The organism is Sutcliffiella rhizosphaerae, assembly GCF_917563925.1.
Lineage (GTDB): Bacteria > Bacillota > Bacilli > Bacillales > Bacillaceae_I > Sutcliffiella_A > Sutcliffiella_A rhizosphaerae.
In genome coordinates, this window is record NZ_CAKJTJ010000005.1 from 185,431 (window position 1) to 199,701 (window position 14,271).

Below are 14,271 nucleotides of genomic sequence, written 5' to 3' on the forward strand. Positions count from 1 at the left end.
CAACTTTTTAATAGATTTAATTTAAGGGAGTGGGAAGACGCATGAAAATAGGTCTTTTAGTAGTAACACATGATCCAACAGGAAGATATATAAACCAATTTAAAGTGCATAAGTCATTCTTAAGCTCTTTGTATGATGATATCTATTTAACTGTAAGTGATCGGAGCGCTGAAACTTGGAAGGAAGAATTACAAGAAGCTAAAATGGTAGGCAAGATAATACCAAAATTAGGTGTTGCACATGCTCGTCGGGAAGTAGTCAAACTGGGTCTGGCTGGTGAGTGCGATTTTTTTCATTATGTAGATTTAGACAGATTATTAACTTGGTGCACAGCTTTCCCAGAAGAGTTAGAAAAAACTGTTACTAAGATCCCAGATAATCCTTTTACTATATTGGGTAGAACGGAAAGAGCATTTATGACTCATCCAGAAGATTGGCGTGAAACGGAAAAAATAACAAATAAAATATGCTCCCTTGTATTAGCAAAAGAAGTAGATATTACAGCTGGATCTTGTTCATTTTCCCGTGAGAGCGCTACCTACATAGAGAAACTCTCAAAAAATTCAATGACAGATGCTGAATGGCCAATGATTATTCATAGAATAGCAAGGAAGAAGGTAGCATATTTAGAATGTGAAGGGCTTGAATATCATTCTGAAGTAAACAATATGACGATTTCAAGACCAGAAGTAGAAAATTGGCTTGGTATATTAAAGCTCGCATATATCATAAGTGAATCGGCAGTGAAGACAGGAAAGGAATTGAATGGATGATTATATTTTAGAACACACTCAAAATGTCTAATTGTGATTTTCTGGCATCTACCTGTAAAAAATGCAGGTGGATTTTTATTTTATTAAAACTTTTCTTCAAGTTAGTAGGTCTAATCATTGTATTACATATAGGAAAACATTAGGGGAGAGCTATGGTTGGAAAAAAGACATTTAGTGGAAAGGGCAAGGAACGGGGATGAAGAAGCTTTTTTTATTCTCATTTCAATGCATAAAGAACAATTATACAGAATTGCATTATCCTATTTGAAAAATAAGTTCGAGGCACTAGAGGCAATACAAGAGGTAACCTATAGAGCATACAAAAACATAAAAAAATAAATGATCCTGCTTATTTCAATACTTGGCTTGTAAGGATCATGATGAATTACTGTGCAGATGAACGAAAGAAGAGAAAAAGAGAACCAAACAAGCATTTGATTCAGGATTCACAATATAGAAACGAAAATGAATTTCAATTAGAAATACAGGAAGCAATTGAATACTTGGCTGAACCCTTTCAAATGGTCATACGACTGCGTTATTTAGAAGATTTAAAGTTAAAAGATATTGCAATTATTATGTCTTGTCCTGAAAATACAATAAAAACATGGTTAACGAAAAGTCTGAAGTTACTTCGTCAATACTGGGATGAAAGAGGTGGAAAGGAACATGTTTGACAACGAAGAAAACAAACTAAATAAATACAAAAATATTTATCAGGACATAACATTCCTAATAATATTGATGATTATATAAGAAAAGGAATCAGAACTGCTAAAAAGAGGCGGTATATAAATTTTTGGAAAACAAGTATTGTTGGAGCATGTATTTTCTTTCTTATTTTGATTACTAGTATTCGAGTATCTCCAGCGTTGGCAAACTATGTTAGCTCATTACCTGGAATGGAACGAATAGTGGAGTTAGTTCGTTTTAATAAGGGAATCCTCTCTGCTGTGGAGAATGATTACATGCAAGAAATTGGAGTTACCACAGAGTTTAATGGGGTGAAATTAACTGTAGATGCCATCATTGTTGATAATATGCAAACGCTTGTCTTTTACACAATTGAGAGTGAAAGAGATTTGGAAAATGTGATTATCAGTGAAGTGGAATTATTTAAATATAATGGAAATAGAATTAGTTCCTATGGCGTAAGTGCTCAGGCTCATGAAAAAATAACGAAAGAGGATAAAATATCTGGAAAATTAACTTTGGTTTATCAAGAAAAAATGATTATTCCTGAAACATTCATCTTAAAATTAGATTTGGAAGAAGAAGATAGAAAACTATTAGATGAAGTTGAATTCCCTATCACTGTGGATTTTAAAAAATTTGACGCTCTTAAAAAAGAAAAATAGAAGAAATGCAATTGGTTGGCAATCAGTCAATATTTTTCGAAAAGCTGGAAATTTTTCCGACACAAATTGCATTATATCTTGATTTTCCTGAATCCAATACACATGAAATTTTTCGTTTTGATGATATTAGGATTGAAGATGTCATGGGAAATATATGGAGTAATGATGGTATTCATATAATAAAAGGTAGTAAAACTGTTTTGTATTTTGAAAGCAACTATTTTTCTGAACCTGAGGAGTTGAAATTAAAATTTTCATCAATTAGAACACTACCAAAAGACCAATTGAAAGTTGTTGTAGATTTAAAAGAAGATCATATTATTCAAGCACCTCACGATGGAAAAATAAAAAAATTCTATTATGATAAAAAGCTTGGTGGACTGTTTTTTGACATAGAAGTAGATAAACGAGATGGTTATTCCTTTTTTCAAGTATTTGAACAAAATATTTATGATGCCCAAGGAGAGATGCACGGGAACAATTCATTTTCAGTTTCAAACTTACGATTAAAAGAAAATATTCTTCATCAGCATGCTTTATTTTTTGATGAAAATGAATTAGAAAGTCCGATAACATTAACGATTGTTGATTATCCTTCTAGAATAAGAGAAGAAGTGACTTTAAAAATTAAGTAATTCTAAGCAAGAAAAAAGTCTTTCAATTAACGAACTTATTTTATAGATAAGATTAAAAGGAAGGGGATAGATTGTGGAAAAAAAGAAATTAGTTGCATTTGTCACAGGTGGGGCATCTGGTTTAGGTGAGGCTACTGTGAGGAATATCGTATCACACGGTGGAAAGGTGATAATTGCTGATCTTTCATATGAAAGAGGTAAAAAACTCGAGAACGAGTTAGAGTCGGCACATAGTTTATATATCCAGACAGACGTTGTAAATGAAGATCATGTCAAGAATGCTTTAAATGAGGGAATAAATCGCTTTGGATATATAAATGCTGTAGTAAATTGTGCAGGAGTAGGAATTTCCCAAAAAGTTATAAGTCATAAAGGGACACATTCTTTAGATGTCTTTTCTAAAGTTGTAAATATCAATTTAATTGGTTCTTTTAATGTGATTCGATTAGCGGTGGAAAGAATGAAGGATAACCAAATAAATAAAGAAGGTGAACGGGGAATTATTATTAATACAGCATCTATTGCAGCATTTGAAGGTCAAATAGGTCAAGTGGCATATGCTGCTTCTAAGGGAGGGGTAGTATCAATGACCTTACCTCTTGCAAGAGAGCTTGCAGTTTATGGAATTCGAGTTGTAACAATAGCCCCTGGTGTCTTTCATACTCCAATGTTGGATGCTCTGCCGCAGGAAGCAAGAGACTTTCTTGGTAAGATGGTTCCTTTTCCTTCAAGGTTAGGTTACCCAGAGGAATTTAGTATGCTAGTACAAAGTATTGTGGAAAACCCAATGATAAATGGTGAGACAATAAGGCTAGATGGTGCAATAAGGCTGCAGCCTAAGTGATAAGTAAAAGCAGATTTCTACATATGGAAGTCTGCTTTTACATGTCTTACTATTATGATTATGAGTTCGTAGCAGACTCTTTAAAATTCTTCGTAAAAAGGGTGCTTCCTCTCATCCAAACAATATTCAATTCTTTGTTTGAAATTCATAAAATTCACCATCTCTATTACTTGTTCAATAGGATAAAACCCAACCGCCAAACTTTCTGGTGTAGTAGTTAACTTACCTCCAATTGGCTTTGCTAAAAACAACGTATTGCATATTGAACTAGTTACATTTTGAAATATTCCACAAAATTTCAAGACTTCAATATCAATACCTGTTTCCTCTTTTGTTTCCCTGATTGCAGCATCTTTTAGTGACTCTTCTTCTTCAACTTGTACACCTGGCATTTCCCAGCCCCTTCTCGGTCCTTTTATCAAAAGAATTTCCTTTTGTTCATTCACTACAATGGTTGCTGCTGAAACGATATGTTTTGGTGGTGTATATATACTTTGTCCCAAACTACTACCTCATTTTCTATTAAAATCTACTACATGCATTACTTTAATAATACCTAAATTTATTAAATATTCAAAAATTTAGTGTTTTCCGTTACAATAAAAATTAGGTGGGATTAAATATTTTCTGTTTGTATTTTTGAAACTCATACATTTTTGTAAATTACTTTATAAAGCTACGCAACACTAATACAAAAAATCAATCGAGGTGATGAATATGAAACCGCTTTCAATAAAGAGTGAAAAACGTCCACATCCATACTTAACAGAAGAGCATCATCAGTTTCGTAAGTCATTTAGAAAATTTTTAGAAAAAGAAGCATGTCCATTTTATGAAATGTGGGAAGAAGATAGAATCATACCAAGATCTTTTTGGCTGAAGATGGGAGAGCAGGGATATCTTTGTCCTGATTTGGAAGAGAGGTTTGGAGGCAGTGAAACGGATTGGGCTTATTCCGTCATTATCAATGAGGAGCTAGAAAGGGTAGGGACAGGATTAATAGGAATCTCACTTCATAACGATATCGTTGTACCATATATTACTTCATATGGAACGGAGGAGCAGAAGAAGAGATGGTTGCCATTATGTACTACTGGACAGAAAATTACAGCTATAGCAATGACAGAGCCGGGAACAGGTTCTGATCTTGCAAATATTAAAACAACCGCTCGCTTGGAAGGGGAACATTATATTGTTAATGGAGCGAAAACCTTTATCACAAATGGTATACATGCAGATATTGTGATAGTTGCAGTAAAAACTGATACAAACATACAACCACCTCATAAAGGCATCAGCTTGTTAGTCATTGAACGTGAGCATAATGGTTTTTCAAGGGGAAGAAAATTGGATAAAGTCGGCCTCCATTCTCAAGATACTGCAGAACTATTTTTTGAAGATTGTAAAGTGCCAAAAGAAAATTTACTTGGATTAGAAGGGAAAGGTTTTTTATATTTGATGGAAAAGTTACAACAGGAAAGACTTTTAGTGGCCATTGGTGCACAAGTAGCTTCTGAAGATATGCTACATTCAACTATTGAATATGTAAAAAGCAGAGAGGCATTTGGAAAGTCTATCAGTCAGTTTCAGAATACACAATTTAAAATCGCTGAGATGGCTACAGATGTGGAAATGGGGAGAGCTTTCCTTGATCAGTTGATTTCAGATCATATGGCGGGTGAAAATGTTGTAACACAAGTTTCCATGGCAAAATGGAAACTTACCGAGGTTGCTAGAAATATTGCAACACAGTGTATGCAGCTTCACGGAGGATATGGGTACATGGAGGAATATAAAATTGCGAGAAGATACCGTGATATACCTGTTGCAAGCATTTATGCTGGGACGAACGATATTATGAAAACCATCATTGCTAAAAATATCGGGTTATAGAGAAGGGAGATCAAACAACAGATGAGAGAAGTCGTCATTGTAGAAGGAGTTAGAACTCCAGTTGGGCGGAAAAACGGGCTGTTGAAAGATTACCGTGCCGATGATTTAGCTGGTGAAGTGCTGAAGGAACTCATCAACCGAGCAGGAATTGAAGCTGGGTTAGTAGAGGATGTAATTCTTGGCTGTGTCACACAAGTCGGTGAACAGGCAGGTGATATCGCAAGGGTTGCTGCATTAATTGCAGGCTTTCCAATTGAAGTCCCAGGTGTTACACTTGACCGCCAATGTGGATCTAGCCAACAGGCTGTTCATTTTGCAGCTCAAGCGATTTTAGCAGGTGACATGGATATTGTTATTGCTGGTGGAGTAGAGAATATGACTAGGGTTCCTATGGGATCTGCCTATCAAAAGGTACCATTTAGTAAAAATCTTCAAGAAAAATATGAAATTATTAACCAGGGACTCTCAGCTGAAAGGATTGCAGAAAAGTATGGTTTATCAAGAGAAGAACTTGATAACTATTCCTATGAAAGTCATCAGAAAGCATTGAGAGCTCAAGCTGAAGGTTATTTTAATAGAGAAATAATGTCGCTTGAAGTGATGTTGGAAGATGGATCTCGATTTTTAATGAAAGCGGATTCCGGCCCGAGAAAAGATTCCTCCGTTGAAGCATTAGGAACTTTAAAAGCCGTTTTTAAGGAAAATGGCGTCATCCATGCTGGTAATGCCAGCCAAATTAGTGATGGTGCAGCTGCTGTATTATTAATGACGAAAGAAAAGGCATTGGAATTAGGATTGAAACCACGCTTTTTAATACGTACTCGTGTTGTGATTGGATCAGACCCAACATTAATGCTGACAGGACCGATACCTGCAACAGCAAAAGCATTGGCGAAAGCGGATTTATCCATCGATGATATTGACGTTTTTGAAGTGAACGAAGCATTTGCACCAGTACCGATGGCGTGGTTAAAGGAAACGGGTGCAGATCCTGAAAAGTTAAATCCTAATGGAGGCGCAATTGCACTTGGTCACCCACTTGGAGCTAGTGGAGCACGCCTTTTAGTCAGCATGATGCATGAACTTGAGCGGACAGGTGGAAAATTTGGTTTGCAGACCATGTGTGAAGGACATGGAATGGCAAATGCCACCATCATTGAAAGGCTAGTTTAAGAGGCTACATCTTAAATGACTGATATAGCCCCCACACCTCACATTATTTCTGCTTGGTCTATTAGATTATCCTAAAAAATGTTAATATAAAGGTGACACATGGAAATCATATGAGGTGAGGGGCTATCATGAAAAAGAAAAAAATAGTGCTTGCAGGTGGTACTGGTTTTATTGGTCGATATTTAGAAGAAAAATATAGAAAAGAAAACTATGAAGTTTATATTATTTCAAGACAGCCACAACATATTTCATGGTCAGATACGGAGTCTATCATAAGTGCAGTCGATCAATCAGAAATGGTTATAAATCTAGCAGGTAAATCTGTGGACTGCCGATATAATGAAAAGAATATGAAAGAAATTTTTGACTCGCGAACTAAAACGACTAATATTATTGGCGAAGCTATTAAAGCAGCAAAGAACCCTCCTGCATTATGGATTAATTCAAGTACAGCAACCATTTATCGTCATGCAGAAGATAGACCAATGACAGAAGAAGCTGGTGAGATTGGAGAGGGATTTTCTGTTGAAGTAGCAAAAACATGGGAAAAGGCTTTTTTTAACTTTGAATTAGACCAGACAAGACAAGTTGCTTTACGAATTGCTATAGTTCTCGGTAAAAACGGAGGAGTTATGACCCCATTTACAAATCTAGTGAAATATGGCTTAGGCGGGATACAAGGTCCTGGAACGCAAATGTTTAGTTGGGTACACATTGAAGATGTTTCTGAAATCATCCAGTTTATTAAGAAGCGAAAAGACCTTGAAGGAGTATTTAATTGTTCAGCACCAAATCCGATTCCCAATAAAGAGTTCATGTCTTCATTGAGAAAGAAAATGAACAGGAATGTTGGACTGCCTTCTCCAAAGTGGATGTTAGAACTAGGGGCTATAATGATACGAACTGAAACAGAGTTGATTTTAAAAAGTAGATGGGTTGTTCCTGAGCGTCTTTTAAAGGAAGGGTTCTCATTTAAATACTCTACGATAGAGAAAGCATTGGAAGATATAGTATCGTAAATGCTAAATGGTTTTACTCTTTTCTATTTGGGGAATACCCCCAATACATGAAAGGAGAAGATCAAAGCTATGAAATTATCTGCTGAGAATGAAAAAATACTTAGAAATAAATTAGAGAATATGAAAGAAACAATAGAGAAGAAACAAGAACAAAGTGTATTGGACGAATCGTTGAAAGAATCCAGTGGAGAAATTACTTCTGGTATTGGTAATCATTTGGCTGAAGGTAATGCAGAACGTGTCGAAAGAGCCCAAGAACAAACCTTTGAGCAGATGGACGACCGTCTATACAATGAGATAAAGGATGCACTTCAAAGAATGGAAGAAGGGACATATGGCATTTGCGTTGATACAGGTGAGGAAATTCCATTTGAACGTTTAGAAGCAATACCTTATGCTAAACGTATTGCTAGTGCACAAGAAAAAGTGGATAAAGGATTGTCCAGTCAAAACCCCAATATATAAAAACCTTGGAGCTACTAGATAACAATAATAAATCTAGATAGCTCCTTTCTTCATAGTGAGATAGATTTATATATTTGGAAACACTTTATGGTCATCAAGTCTCAGCTTCTTATGGCAGACTTCAAATATTTAAGGATGATTTGAACGTTACTGTGATAAAAACTCTTGTAGATTTTTTGCGTTATTTTTTGCGTCCTCATAACCAAGTTCGTATAATGCAATCAGTTTTCCTTTATTTCGTTCCATTCTTCCTACTTGTAAGGGTATGCTTGGCCTAATAATAAAAGTAGTGCCATTTTCCTTTTCAGCTTCCAAAAAATCTATGGTCTCATTGTATAATTTATATCGTGCTTTGAGCTTTTCAGAGATAATAGGGAACTGTTTATATTTTAACAACGACCCAAATCGACTCGCTTTTTTCTTATATCCTGCAGACTTCGTCAAAATAACTACATTTTTAACATTTCCATCCACTTGTGCTTTTTTTATTGGAATAGGATCAATTATGCCACCATCTAAAAGAAACCTGTCTTGGAAGCTTACGTTTGGTGCGATAAATGGGAGAGAACTAGATGCTCTAATGAGAGTCAGTAAATCTTCTTGATGATTTTTCATATTAAAATAAACAGGCTCTCCTGTTATACAGTCTGTAGTAACTACGACAAAATCCTCTTTTCGTTTAGAATAAGCTTCATAATCAAAAGGAACAAGTTTATTTGGTATTTCATCAAATAAAAAATCCATGTCAAACAATTGGCGCTTTTTCCAGTAATTTCGATAAGAAAGATAGCGATGGTCATTGATAAAATCAATATTGACTTTTCTATTTCTTCCTTTTTGGCCGGAAAGATAAGAGGCAGCCATGCATGCACCTGCTGACACTCCGATGATATATGGAAAGTATAAGTTATTTTCCATAAAATATTCTAATACACCTGCAGTATATACACCTCTCATACCGCCACCTTCTAAGACTAGTCCACTATTTATCATGGTATTACACCTCTACTCTTTATTAAATGCCTTTTTATCCGCAAACTTAGTTGCTATTCAACCAAAATCTTCATTTTTATTTTTCATAGAAGAATTAATAATCTATGAAAAGTTTATCAAAATAACATTTGATTTGTCCGAATGCATGCTTAAAAAGTTTTCGACAAAGATTTCATTCGTTATTCATTTAATAAATAAACTTTGAATTATTTGGTTTTCTTATAATACTTATGTACTATCTAAGCAAGGTATCTGAAGCTCTAAACTTACTATTCTAATATTATTATTTTGTGCAATGGCATCTTTCGCTTATTCTTGCTTTTTACATTCAATAAAAATAAAAAAATATAGGTGTTCATGACTTGAACTTATAGCAACAGCAACCTCCTTGGAGTGTTCATTCAGCAGGAGTGTTTTTTAATTTCTGCAAAAGATTCGTGACATAGCCAATTAAGATGATGTACAATAATTCACAATATTCTAAACCATGCAGTTAACTAGGAGAAAGGAGCGGAAAAATGACGAAAGCATTACAAACTAGAGTTTCAACGGAAGAAGTTCAACAAGCATATGAGGTGCTGAAAAATATCGTCGTAAGATCACCGCTTCAGTTGGACCCTATTCTGTCAGAACGCTATAACTGTAAAGTCTACTTAAAAAGGGAAGATCAACAAGTAGTCAGATCCTTTAAACTAAGGGGAGCTTATTATTTAGTGCAAAGTCTAACGCAGCAACAAAGAGAAAAGGGAGTAGTATGTGCAAGCGCTGGGAACCATGCCCAAGGAGTTGCGTATGCCTGCAAAAAGCTTGGAATTAGAGGGAAAATATTTATGCCTACTACGACACCAAGACAGAAAGTATCAAAGGTAGAATTTTTCGGTGGTGAGTACACGGAGGTAATTTTAACTGGAGATACGTATGATGATTCCTATCAACAAGCTGTGAAGGCATGTAATCAGGAAGGATTGAAATTTGTGCATCCTTTTGATGATAAATTAACGATAACGGGTCAAGCGACAATTGGATTAGAAATGTATGAACAGCTTGAGGAAGAGTGCAATTATGTGTTTATGAGTATTGGTGGAGGTGGCCTAATCTCTGGTGTAGGATCATACTTGAAGGAAAAAAATCCACAAGTAAAGGTAATTGGAGTAGAGCCGTTTGGTGCACCTAGCATGAAACAATCTTTAGCAGAAAACCAGGTAGTGAAACTAGAAGATATTGATAGTTTTGTAGATGGTGCAGCTGTTCAGCAGGTGGGGAAAATTCCTTTTGAGCTTTCCAAAGATATCATAGATGATATTATTCTAGTACCGGAAGGGAAAGTTTGTACAACGATACTTAATCTGTATAATGAAAATGCGATTATTGCAGAACCAGCAGGGGCAATGCCGATAGCTGCACTTGATTTTTACAAAGAACAGATAAAAGGAAAAACAGTTGTTTGTATTGTTAGTGGTGGAAATAATGACTTAGATCGGATGCAGGAAATGAAAGAACGGTCGCTTATTTACGAGGGATTGAAGCACTATTTTATTGTCAATTTCCCTCAACGTGCTGGTGCTCTTAGAGAATTCATGGAAGATGTATTAGGAGAGACAGACGATATTACTCGATTTGAATATACGAAAAAGAACAACCGTGACAAAGGGCCTGTTTTGGTTGGTGTAGAGTTAAGGGAACCTGATGATTATTTTGCTCTTATTGATAAAATGGAGAGGAAGGGTTTCACCTATATTGAGATAAACAAGGATAAACAATTGTTTAATTTATTAATATAATACGTATTTCTGAAAAAAGAAGGACAGTTTCCTGTTCTTCTTTTTATTTTGTATATAAATCAATCTCTAGGTTTTAGAGGAGTCAAAATCCTTCTGAGGTTTTAAGCTAAGACGTTGATATCTATAAACCTAAATTCTATCTATTTTTAGGAAGGGAAATGCATCGATAAAAATCAGGTTTGTAAAAAAAATTGACAAACTTTTGAAAGCGTTTTCTTTGTTGGGACAACAAAAATGAAAGCGTTTTTATATTGTCAGTAAAATTAGAATTATCTGAAATTAACTGTTGACCTCGTGTTTGGACGGTATTAAAATAACAACAACTCAAAGAAACATGAATAAATGACATATCCATTTTTTTATCAGGAGGGTATCTAGGGTTCCGATGATGTTAGGAATACAAAGTGGTACTGATAAATGAAAAAGTCCACTTAAATTTCCCGATAGCATGACTGGTCCGAGCGATACCAGCACAATCTCTTCAGGATGGTGTACACCGCGAGGAAAAAAGCCTCTACGGATAGGTTCTGATTAACGTAAGACGTTCTTCGACCTGTCAAAGAGGCAACTTTTAAACCATTTTATGTCAGAATATTCAAAAAATAAAAGAAAAGAAAAGAGGAGATTATAATGTGTAGATACATCTATATGAATAATCAGCTTGTAGAAAAAGAGAAGGCCGTTGTATCTGTATATGATCACGGATTCCTTTATGGAGATGGTGTTTTTGAAGGGATTCGAATGTATAACGGAAATGTTTTCCGTCTTCGCGAACATTTAGAGAGACTATATGATTCAGCAAAATCTGTATTATTAAATATCCCCTATACGATGTCTGAACTAGAAGAGATTATTGCCGAGACCTTAAGAAAAAACGAATTGCAAGATACAGCATATATTCGTTTAGTCTTATCAAGAGGAGTCGGTGATCTAGGTTTAGATCCCTCAAAATGCAAAACTCCAAATTTAATAGTGATTGCCGAACAACTGGCATTATTCCCAAAGGAACTATACGACGTAGGAATAAAGATGGTCACAGTCCCTACGAGAAGAAATCGCCCTGATATTCTAAGTCCTAAAGTAAAATCCTTGAATTATTTAAATAATATCATGGTAAAAGCGGAAGCAAATATGGCAGGAGCAGATGAAGCCCTTACTTTAAATACAGAAGGATATGTGGCAGAAGGGTCTGGTCAAAACATCTTTATCTTAAAAGGTAACAAACTGCTAACCCCTCCAAGCTATGTTGGTGCTTTGGAAGGTGTTACCCGCAATGCCATTATTGATTTGACAAAGGAAATGGGTTATGACTTGCAGGAAATTCCATTTACAAGACATGATGTGTATGTTGCAGATGAGGTTTTTCTGACAGGTACTGCTGCTGAAGTGATTCCTGTCATAAGTCTTGATGGAAGAACGGTTGCAGACGGTAAACCAGGTAAAGAAACGCATAAGATCTTACATCGCTTCCGACAATTAGTGGTAGAAGATGGGTATAAAATTTATCCAGAAGAATCAAAAGTTGGCTGGGAAATTAACAGCGGTGTACTGCTAGGAGAAGCTTTAAACCATTAATAATAAAAAATGTTGATTAAGCTAAGGTGACGATTGAAATGCATGAAGGCACCTTTTAAGGAGTGAAACTTGCCAAATGAGAAGTAATACAATTAAACGAGGAATTGACAGAGCCCCACACAGAAGTTTGTTGCATGCAGCTGGGGTAAAACCAGAGGATATGGATAAACCGTTTATCGGAGTTTGTAATTCATATGTTGATATCATTCCAGGACATATGCATTTAAATAAATTTGCAGAAGTTGTAAAAGAAGCAATAAGGGAAGCGGGAGGAGTCCCTTTCGAATTTAATACGATTGGAGTGGATGACGGGATTGCAATGGGTCACATCGGTATGCGTTATTCCTTACCAAGTCGCGAGTTGATTGCTGATTCAGCTGAAACAGTTATTAACGCTCACTGGTTCGATGGTGTTTTTTATATTCCTAACTGTGACAAAATCACCCCCGGAATGCTAATGGCTGCAGCTAGAACCAATGTTCCTGCCGTATTTGTATCAGGTGGCCCGATGGAGGCTGGAAGAACGAAAGACGGAAAACCATTGTCATTAGTATCTGTTTTTGAGGGAGTTGGTAGTGTACTTTCAGGTAAAATGTCACGTGAAGAACTCCTAGAAATTGAGTCAAGCGCATGTCCTACATGTGGGTCATGTTCAGGCATGTTTACGGCAAATTCTATGAACACGTTAATGGAAATGCTCGGAGTTGCTCTTCCTGGGAACGGTACCATGGTCGCTACATCCGATGAGAGGCATCAATTAATAAAGAATGCTGCAAAACACTTGATGAACTTAATCGATCAAGATATCAGACCGAGAGACATTATCACGAAAGAAGCTATTGATGATGCTTTTGCTTTGGATATGGCAATGGGTGGATCAACAAACACGGTGCTACATACTCTTGCTATAGCTCATGAAGCAGGTATTAAGTATAAATTGGAGGATATTAACAAAATTGCTGAACGGATCCCATATCTCTGTAAGGTTAGTCCGGCATCTGATTATTCCATGCAGGATGTTCATGAAGCAGGTGGTGTTAGTGCCATCATTAAAGAACTTTGTCAAATGGAAGGTGCCATTCACCCAGAGAGGATAACGATTTCCGGGCAAACCATTAGAGAAGTCGTCAATCATGCTCAAATTGTAAACGATAAGGTAATTCGTAAAAAAGAAGATGCATACAGTCCAGTTGGTGGACTTAGTATTCTATTTGGTAATCTTGCACCAAACGGAGGGGTAATTAAGGTTGGAGCGGTTGACCCTTCTATCAAGACCTTCAATGGAGAAGCGATCATTTTTGAATCACAAGAAGACGCTCAAAGCGGAATAGATAGTGGACTCGTCAGAGAAGGGCACGTGGTTGTCATTCGTTATGAAGGTCCAAAAGGAGGACCAGGAATGCCAGAAATGCTTGCTCCTACTTCCTCCATTGCTGGTAGAGGCTTATCTACAAAAGTTGCCCTCATAACCGATGGAAGATTTTCAGGAGCAACGAGAGGAATATCCATTGGGCATATTTCTCCTGAAGCAGCTGAAGGTGGTCCAATTGCTTTTGTAGAAAATGGAGATACCATTCAAATTGATTTACAAAAAAGAACGATTCATCTACTCGTAGAACAAGAAGTGCTTGATGAGAGAAAAAAAGGTTGGAGTCAACCTGAACCAAAAGTGAAAAGTGGCTATCTAGCAAGGTACTCAGCATTAGTAACATCTGCGAATACGGGAGGAGTGCTTAAAGTATAGCGTGTAAACGATACATGA

The 14,271-nt window shown here is 36.1% G+C and carries 15 protein-coding genes; 13 read left to right on the forward strand and 2 right to left on the reverse strand.

The annotated features are described in order from the left end of the window. Positions 1-41: 41 nt before the first annotated feature. The 6 genes from LRP81_RS07130 to LRP81_RS07155 all read left to right on the forward strand — a co-directional run bounded on the left by LRP81_RS07130 (position 42) and on the right by LRP81_RS07155 (position 3,610). Positions 42-773: a hypothetical protein gene (locus LRP81_RS07130; protein WP_230500568.1), complete on the forward strand. Its 732-nt coding sequence runs from the start codon at positions 42-44 to the stop codon at positions 771-773. Positions 774-929: 156 nt separating this feature from the next. Beyond that, positions 930-1,112 (forward strand): RNA polymerase sigma factor, encoded by a 183-nt coding sequence (locus tag LRP81_RS07135; protein ID WP_230500569.1) that lies wholly within the window; start codon positions 930-932, stop codon positions 1,110-1,112. A gap of 38 nt (positions 1,113-1,150) precedes the next feature. Next, on the forward strand, positions 1,151-1,450 hold the full coding sequence (locus LRP81_RS07140; RefSeq protein WP_230500570.1) for an RNA polymerase sigma factor: 300 nt from the start codon (positions 1,151-1,153) through the stop codon (positions 1,448-1,450). A gap of 114 nt (positions 1,451-1,564) precedes the next feature. After that, positions 1,565-2,131, forward strand: coding sequence for a DUF4179 domain-containing protein (locus LRP81_RS07145; RefSeq protein ID WP_399207256.1), 567 nt, complete (start codon positions 1,565-1,567; stop codon positions 2,129-2,131). A gap of 5 nt (positions 2,132-2,136) precedes the next feature. Continuing rightward, positions 2,137-2,766 carry a DUF5643 domain-containing protein gene (locus LRP81_RS07150; RefSeq protein ID WP_230500572.1) on the forward strand — a complete coding sequence of 210 codons (630 nt, stop codon included), beginning with the start codon at positions 2,137-2,139 and terminating at the stop codon, positions 2,764-2,766. 73 nt (positions 2,767-2,839) lie between these two features. Further along, positions 2,840-3,610, forward strand: a complete 771-nt coding sequence (locus tag LRP81_RS07155; protein WP_230500573.1) for a 3-hydroxyacyl-CoA dehydrogenase — start codon at positions 2,840-2,842, stop codon at positions 3,608-3,610. An 80-nt stretch (positions 3,611-3,690) separates the two neighbouring features. Here the strand turns inward: LRP81_RS07155 and LRP81_RS07160 are convergent, their stop codons facing one another. Continuing rightward, positions 3,691-4,113 (reverse strand): NUDIX hydrolase, encoded by a 423-nt coding sequence (locus LRP81_RS07160; RefSeq protein ID WP_230500574.1) that lies wholly within the window; start codon positions 4,111-4,113, stop codon positions 3,691-3,693. A gap of 214 nt (positions 4,114-4,327) precedes the next feature. Here LRP81_RS07160 and LRP81_RS07165 point away from each other — a divergent pair, with 214 nt between their 5' ends. The 4 genes from LRP81_RS07165 to LRP81_RS07180 all read left to right on the forward strand — a co-directional run bounded on the left by LRP81_RS07165 (position 4,328) and on the right by LRP81_RS07180 (position 8,160). Beyond that, positions 4,328-5,503: an acyl-CoA dehydrogenase family protein gene (locus LRP81_RS07165; protein WP_230500575.1), complete on the forward strand. Its 1,176-nt coding sequence runs from the start codon at positions 4,328-4,330 to the stop codon at positions 5,501-5,503. 21 nt (positions 5,504-5,524) lie between these two features. Beyond that, the gene (locus tag LRP81_RS07170) at positions 5,525-6,676 is read left to right on the forward strand and encodes a thiolase family protein (RefSeq protein WP_230500576.1); all 1,152 of its coding nucleotides are present in this window, start codon (positions 5,525-5,527) and stop codon (positions 6,674-6,676) included. A 128-nt stretch (positions 6,677-6,804) separates the two neighbouring features. Continuing rightward, a complete protein-coding gene (locus LRP81_RS07175; RefSeq protein WP_230500577.1) occupies positions 6,805-7,695 on the forward strand; it encodes a TIGR01777 family oxidoreductase in 891 nt (296 codons plus the stop codon). Between the two features lie 69 nt (positions 7,696-7,764). Further along, on the forward strand, positions 7,765-8,160 hold the full coding sequence (locus LRP81_RS07180; RefSeq protein ID WP_230500578.1) for a TraR/DksA family transcriptional regulator: 396 nt from the start codon (positions 7,765-7,767) through the stop codon (positions 8,158-8,160). A 147-nt stretch (positions 8,161-8,307) separates the two neighbouring features. Here the strand turns inward: LRP81_RS07180 and LRP81_RS07185 are convergent, their stop codons facing one another. Next, positions 8,308-9,153 (reverse strand): patatin-like phospholipase family protein, encoded by an 846-nt coding sequence (locus LRP81_RS07185; protein ID WP_230500579.1) that lies wholly within the window; start codon positions 9,151-9,153, stop codon positions 8,308-8,310. A 518-nt stretch (positions 9,154-9,671) separates the two neighbouring features. Here LRP81_RS07185 and ilvA point away from each other — a divergent pair. The 3 genes from ilvA (at position 9,672) to ilvD (ending at position 14,253) form a co-directional block, all read left to right on the forward strand. Continuing rightward, positions 9,672-10,934: a threonine ammonia-lyase IlvA gene (gene ilvA / locus LRP81_RS07190; RefSeq protein ID WP_230500580.1), complete on the forward strand. Its 1,263-nt coding sequence runs from the start codon at positions 9,672-9,674 to the stop codon at positions 10,932-10,934. A 630-nt stretch (positions 10,935-11,564) separates the two neighbouring features. After that, complete coding sequence (gene ilvE / locus LRP81_RS07195; RefSeq protein WP_399207241.1) at positions 11,565-12,509, forward strand: branched-chain-amino-acid transaminase; 945 nt, start codon at positions 11,565-11,567, stop codon at positions 12,507-12,509. Between the two features lie 76 nt (positions 12,510-12,585). Then, a complete protein-coding gene (gene ilvD / locus LRP81_RS07200) occupies positions 12,586-14,253 on the forward strand; it encodes a dihydroxy-acid dehydratase (RefSeq protein WP_230500581.1) in 1,668 nt (555 codons plus the stop codon). The last annotated feature ends 18 nt before the right edge of the window (positions 14,254-14,271 follow it).

Bases quoted from the DNA above. Each gene is read 5' to 3' on its own strand.
- LRP81_RS07130 (WP_230500568.1), top strand. From the start codon at position 42: ATGAAAATAGGTCTTTTAGTAGTAACACATGATCCAACAGGAAGATAT.
- LRP81_RS07140 (WP_230500570.1), top strand. From the start codon at position 1,151: ATGATGAATTACTGTGCAGATGAACGAAAGAAGAGAAAAAGAGAACCA.
- LRP81_RS07150 (WP_230500572.1), top strand. From the start codon at position 2,137: ATGCAATTGGTTGGCAATCAGTCAATATTTTTCGAAAAGCTGGAAATT.
- LRP81_RS07165 (WP_230500575.1), top strand. From the start codon at position 4,328: ATGAAACCGCTTTCAATAAAGAGTGAAAAACGTCCACATCCATACTTA.
- LRP81_RS07170 (WP_230500576.1), top strand. From the start codon at position 5,525: ATGAGAGAAGTCGTCATTGTAGAAGGAGTTAGAACTCCAGTTGGGCGG.
- LRP81_RS07175 (WP_230500577.1), top strand. From the start codon at position 6,805: ATGAAAAAGAAAAAAATAGTGCTTGCAGGTGGTACTGGTTTTATTGGT.
- LRP81_RS07180 (WP_230500578.1), top strand. From the start codon at position 7,765: ATGAAATTATCTGCTGAGAATGAAAAAATACTTAGAAATAAATTAGAG.
- LRP81_RS07185 (WP_230500579.1), bottom strand. From the start codon at position 9,153: ATGATAAATAGTGGACTAGTCTTAGAAGGTGGCGGTATGAGAGGTGTA.
- ilvA (WP_230500580.1), top strand. From the start codon at position 9,672: ATGACGAAAGCATTACAAACTAGAGTTTCAACGGAAGAAGTTCAACAA.
- ilvE (WP_399207241.1), top strand. From the start codon at position 11,565: ATGTGTAGATACATCTATATGAATAATCAGCTTGTAGAAAAAGAGAAG.
- ilvD (WP_230500581.1), top strand. From the start codon at position 12,586: ATGAGAAGTAATACAATTAAACGAGGAATTGACAGAGCCCCACACAGA.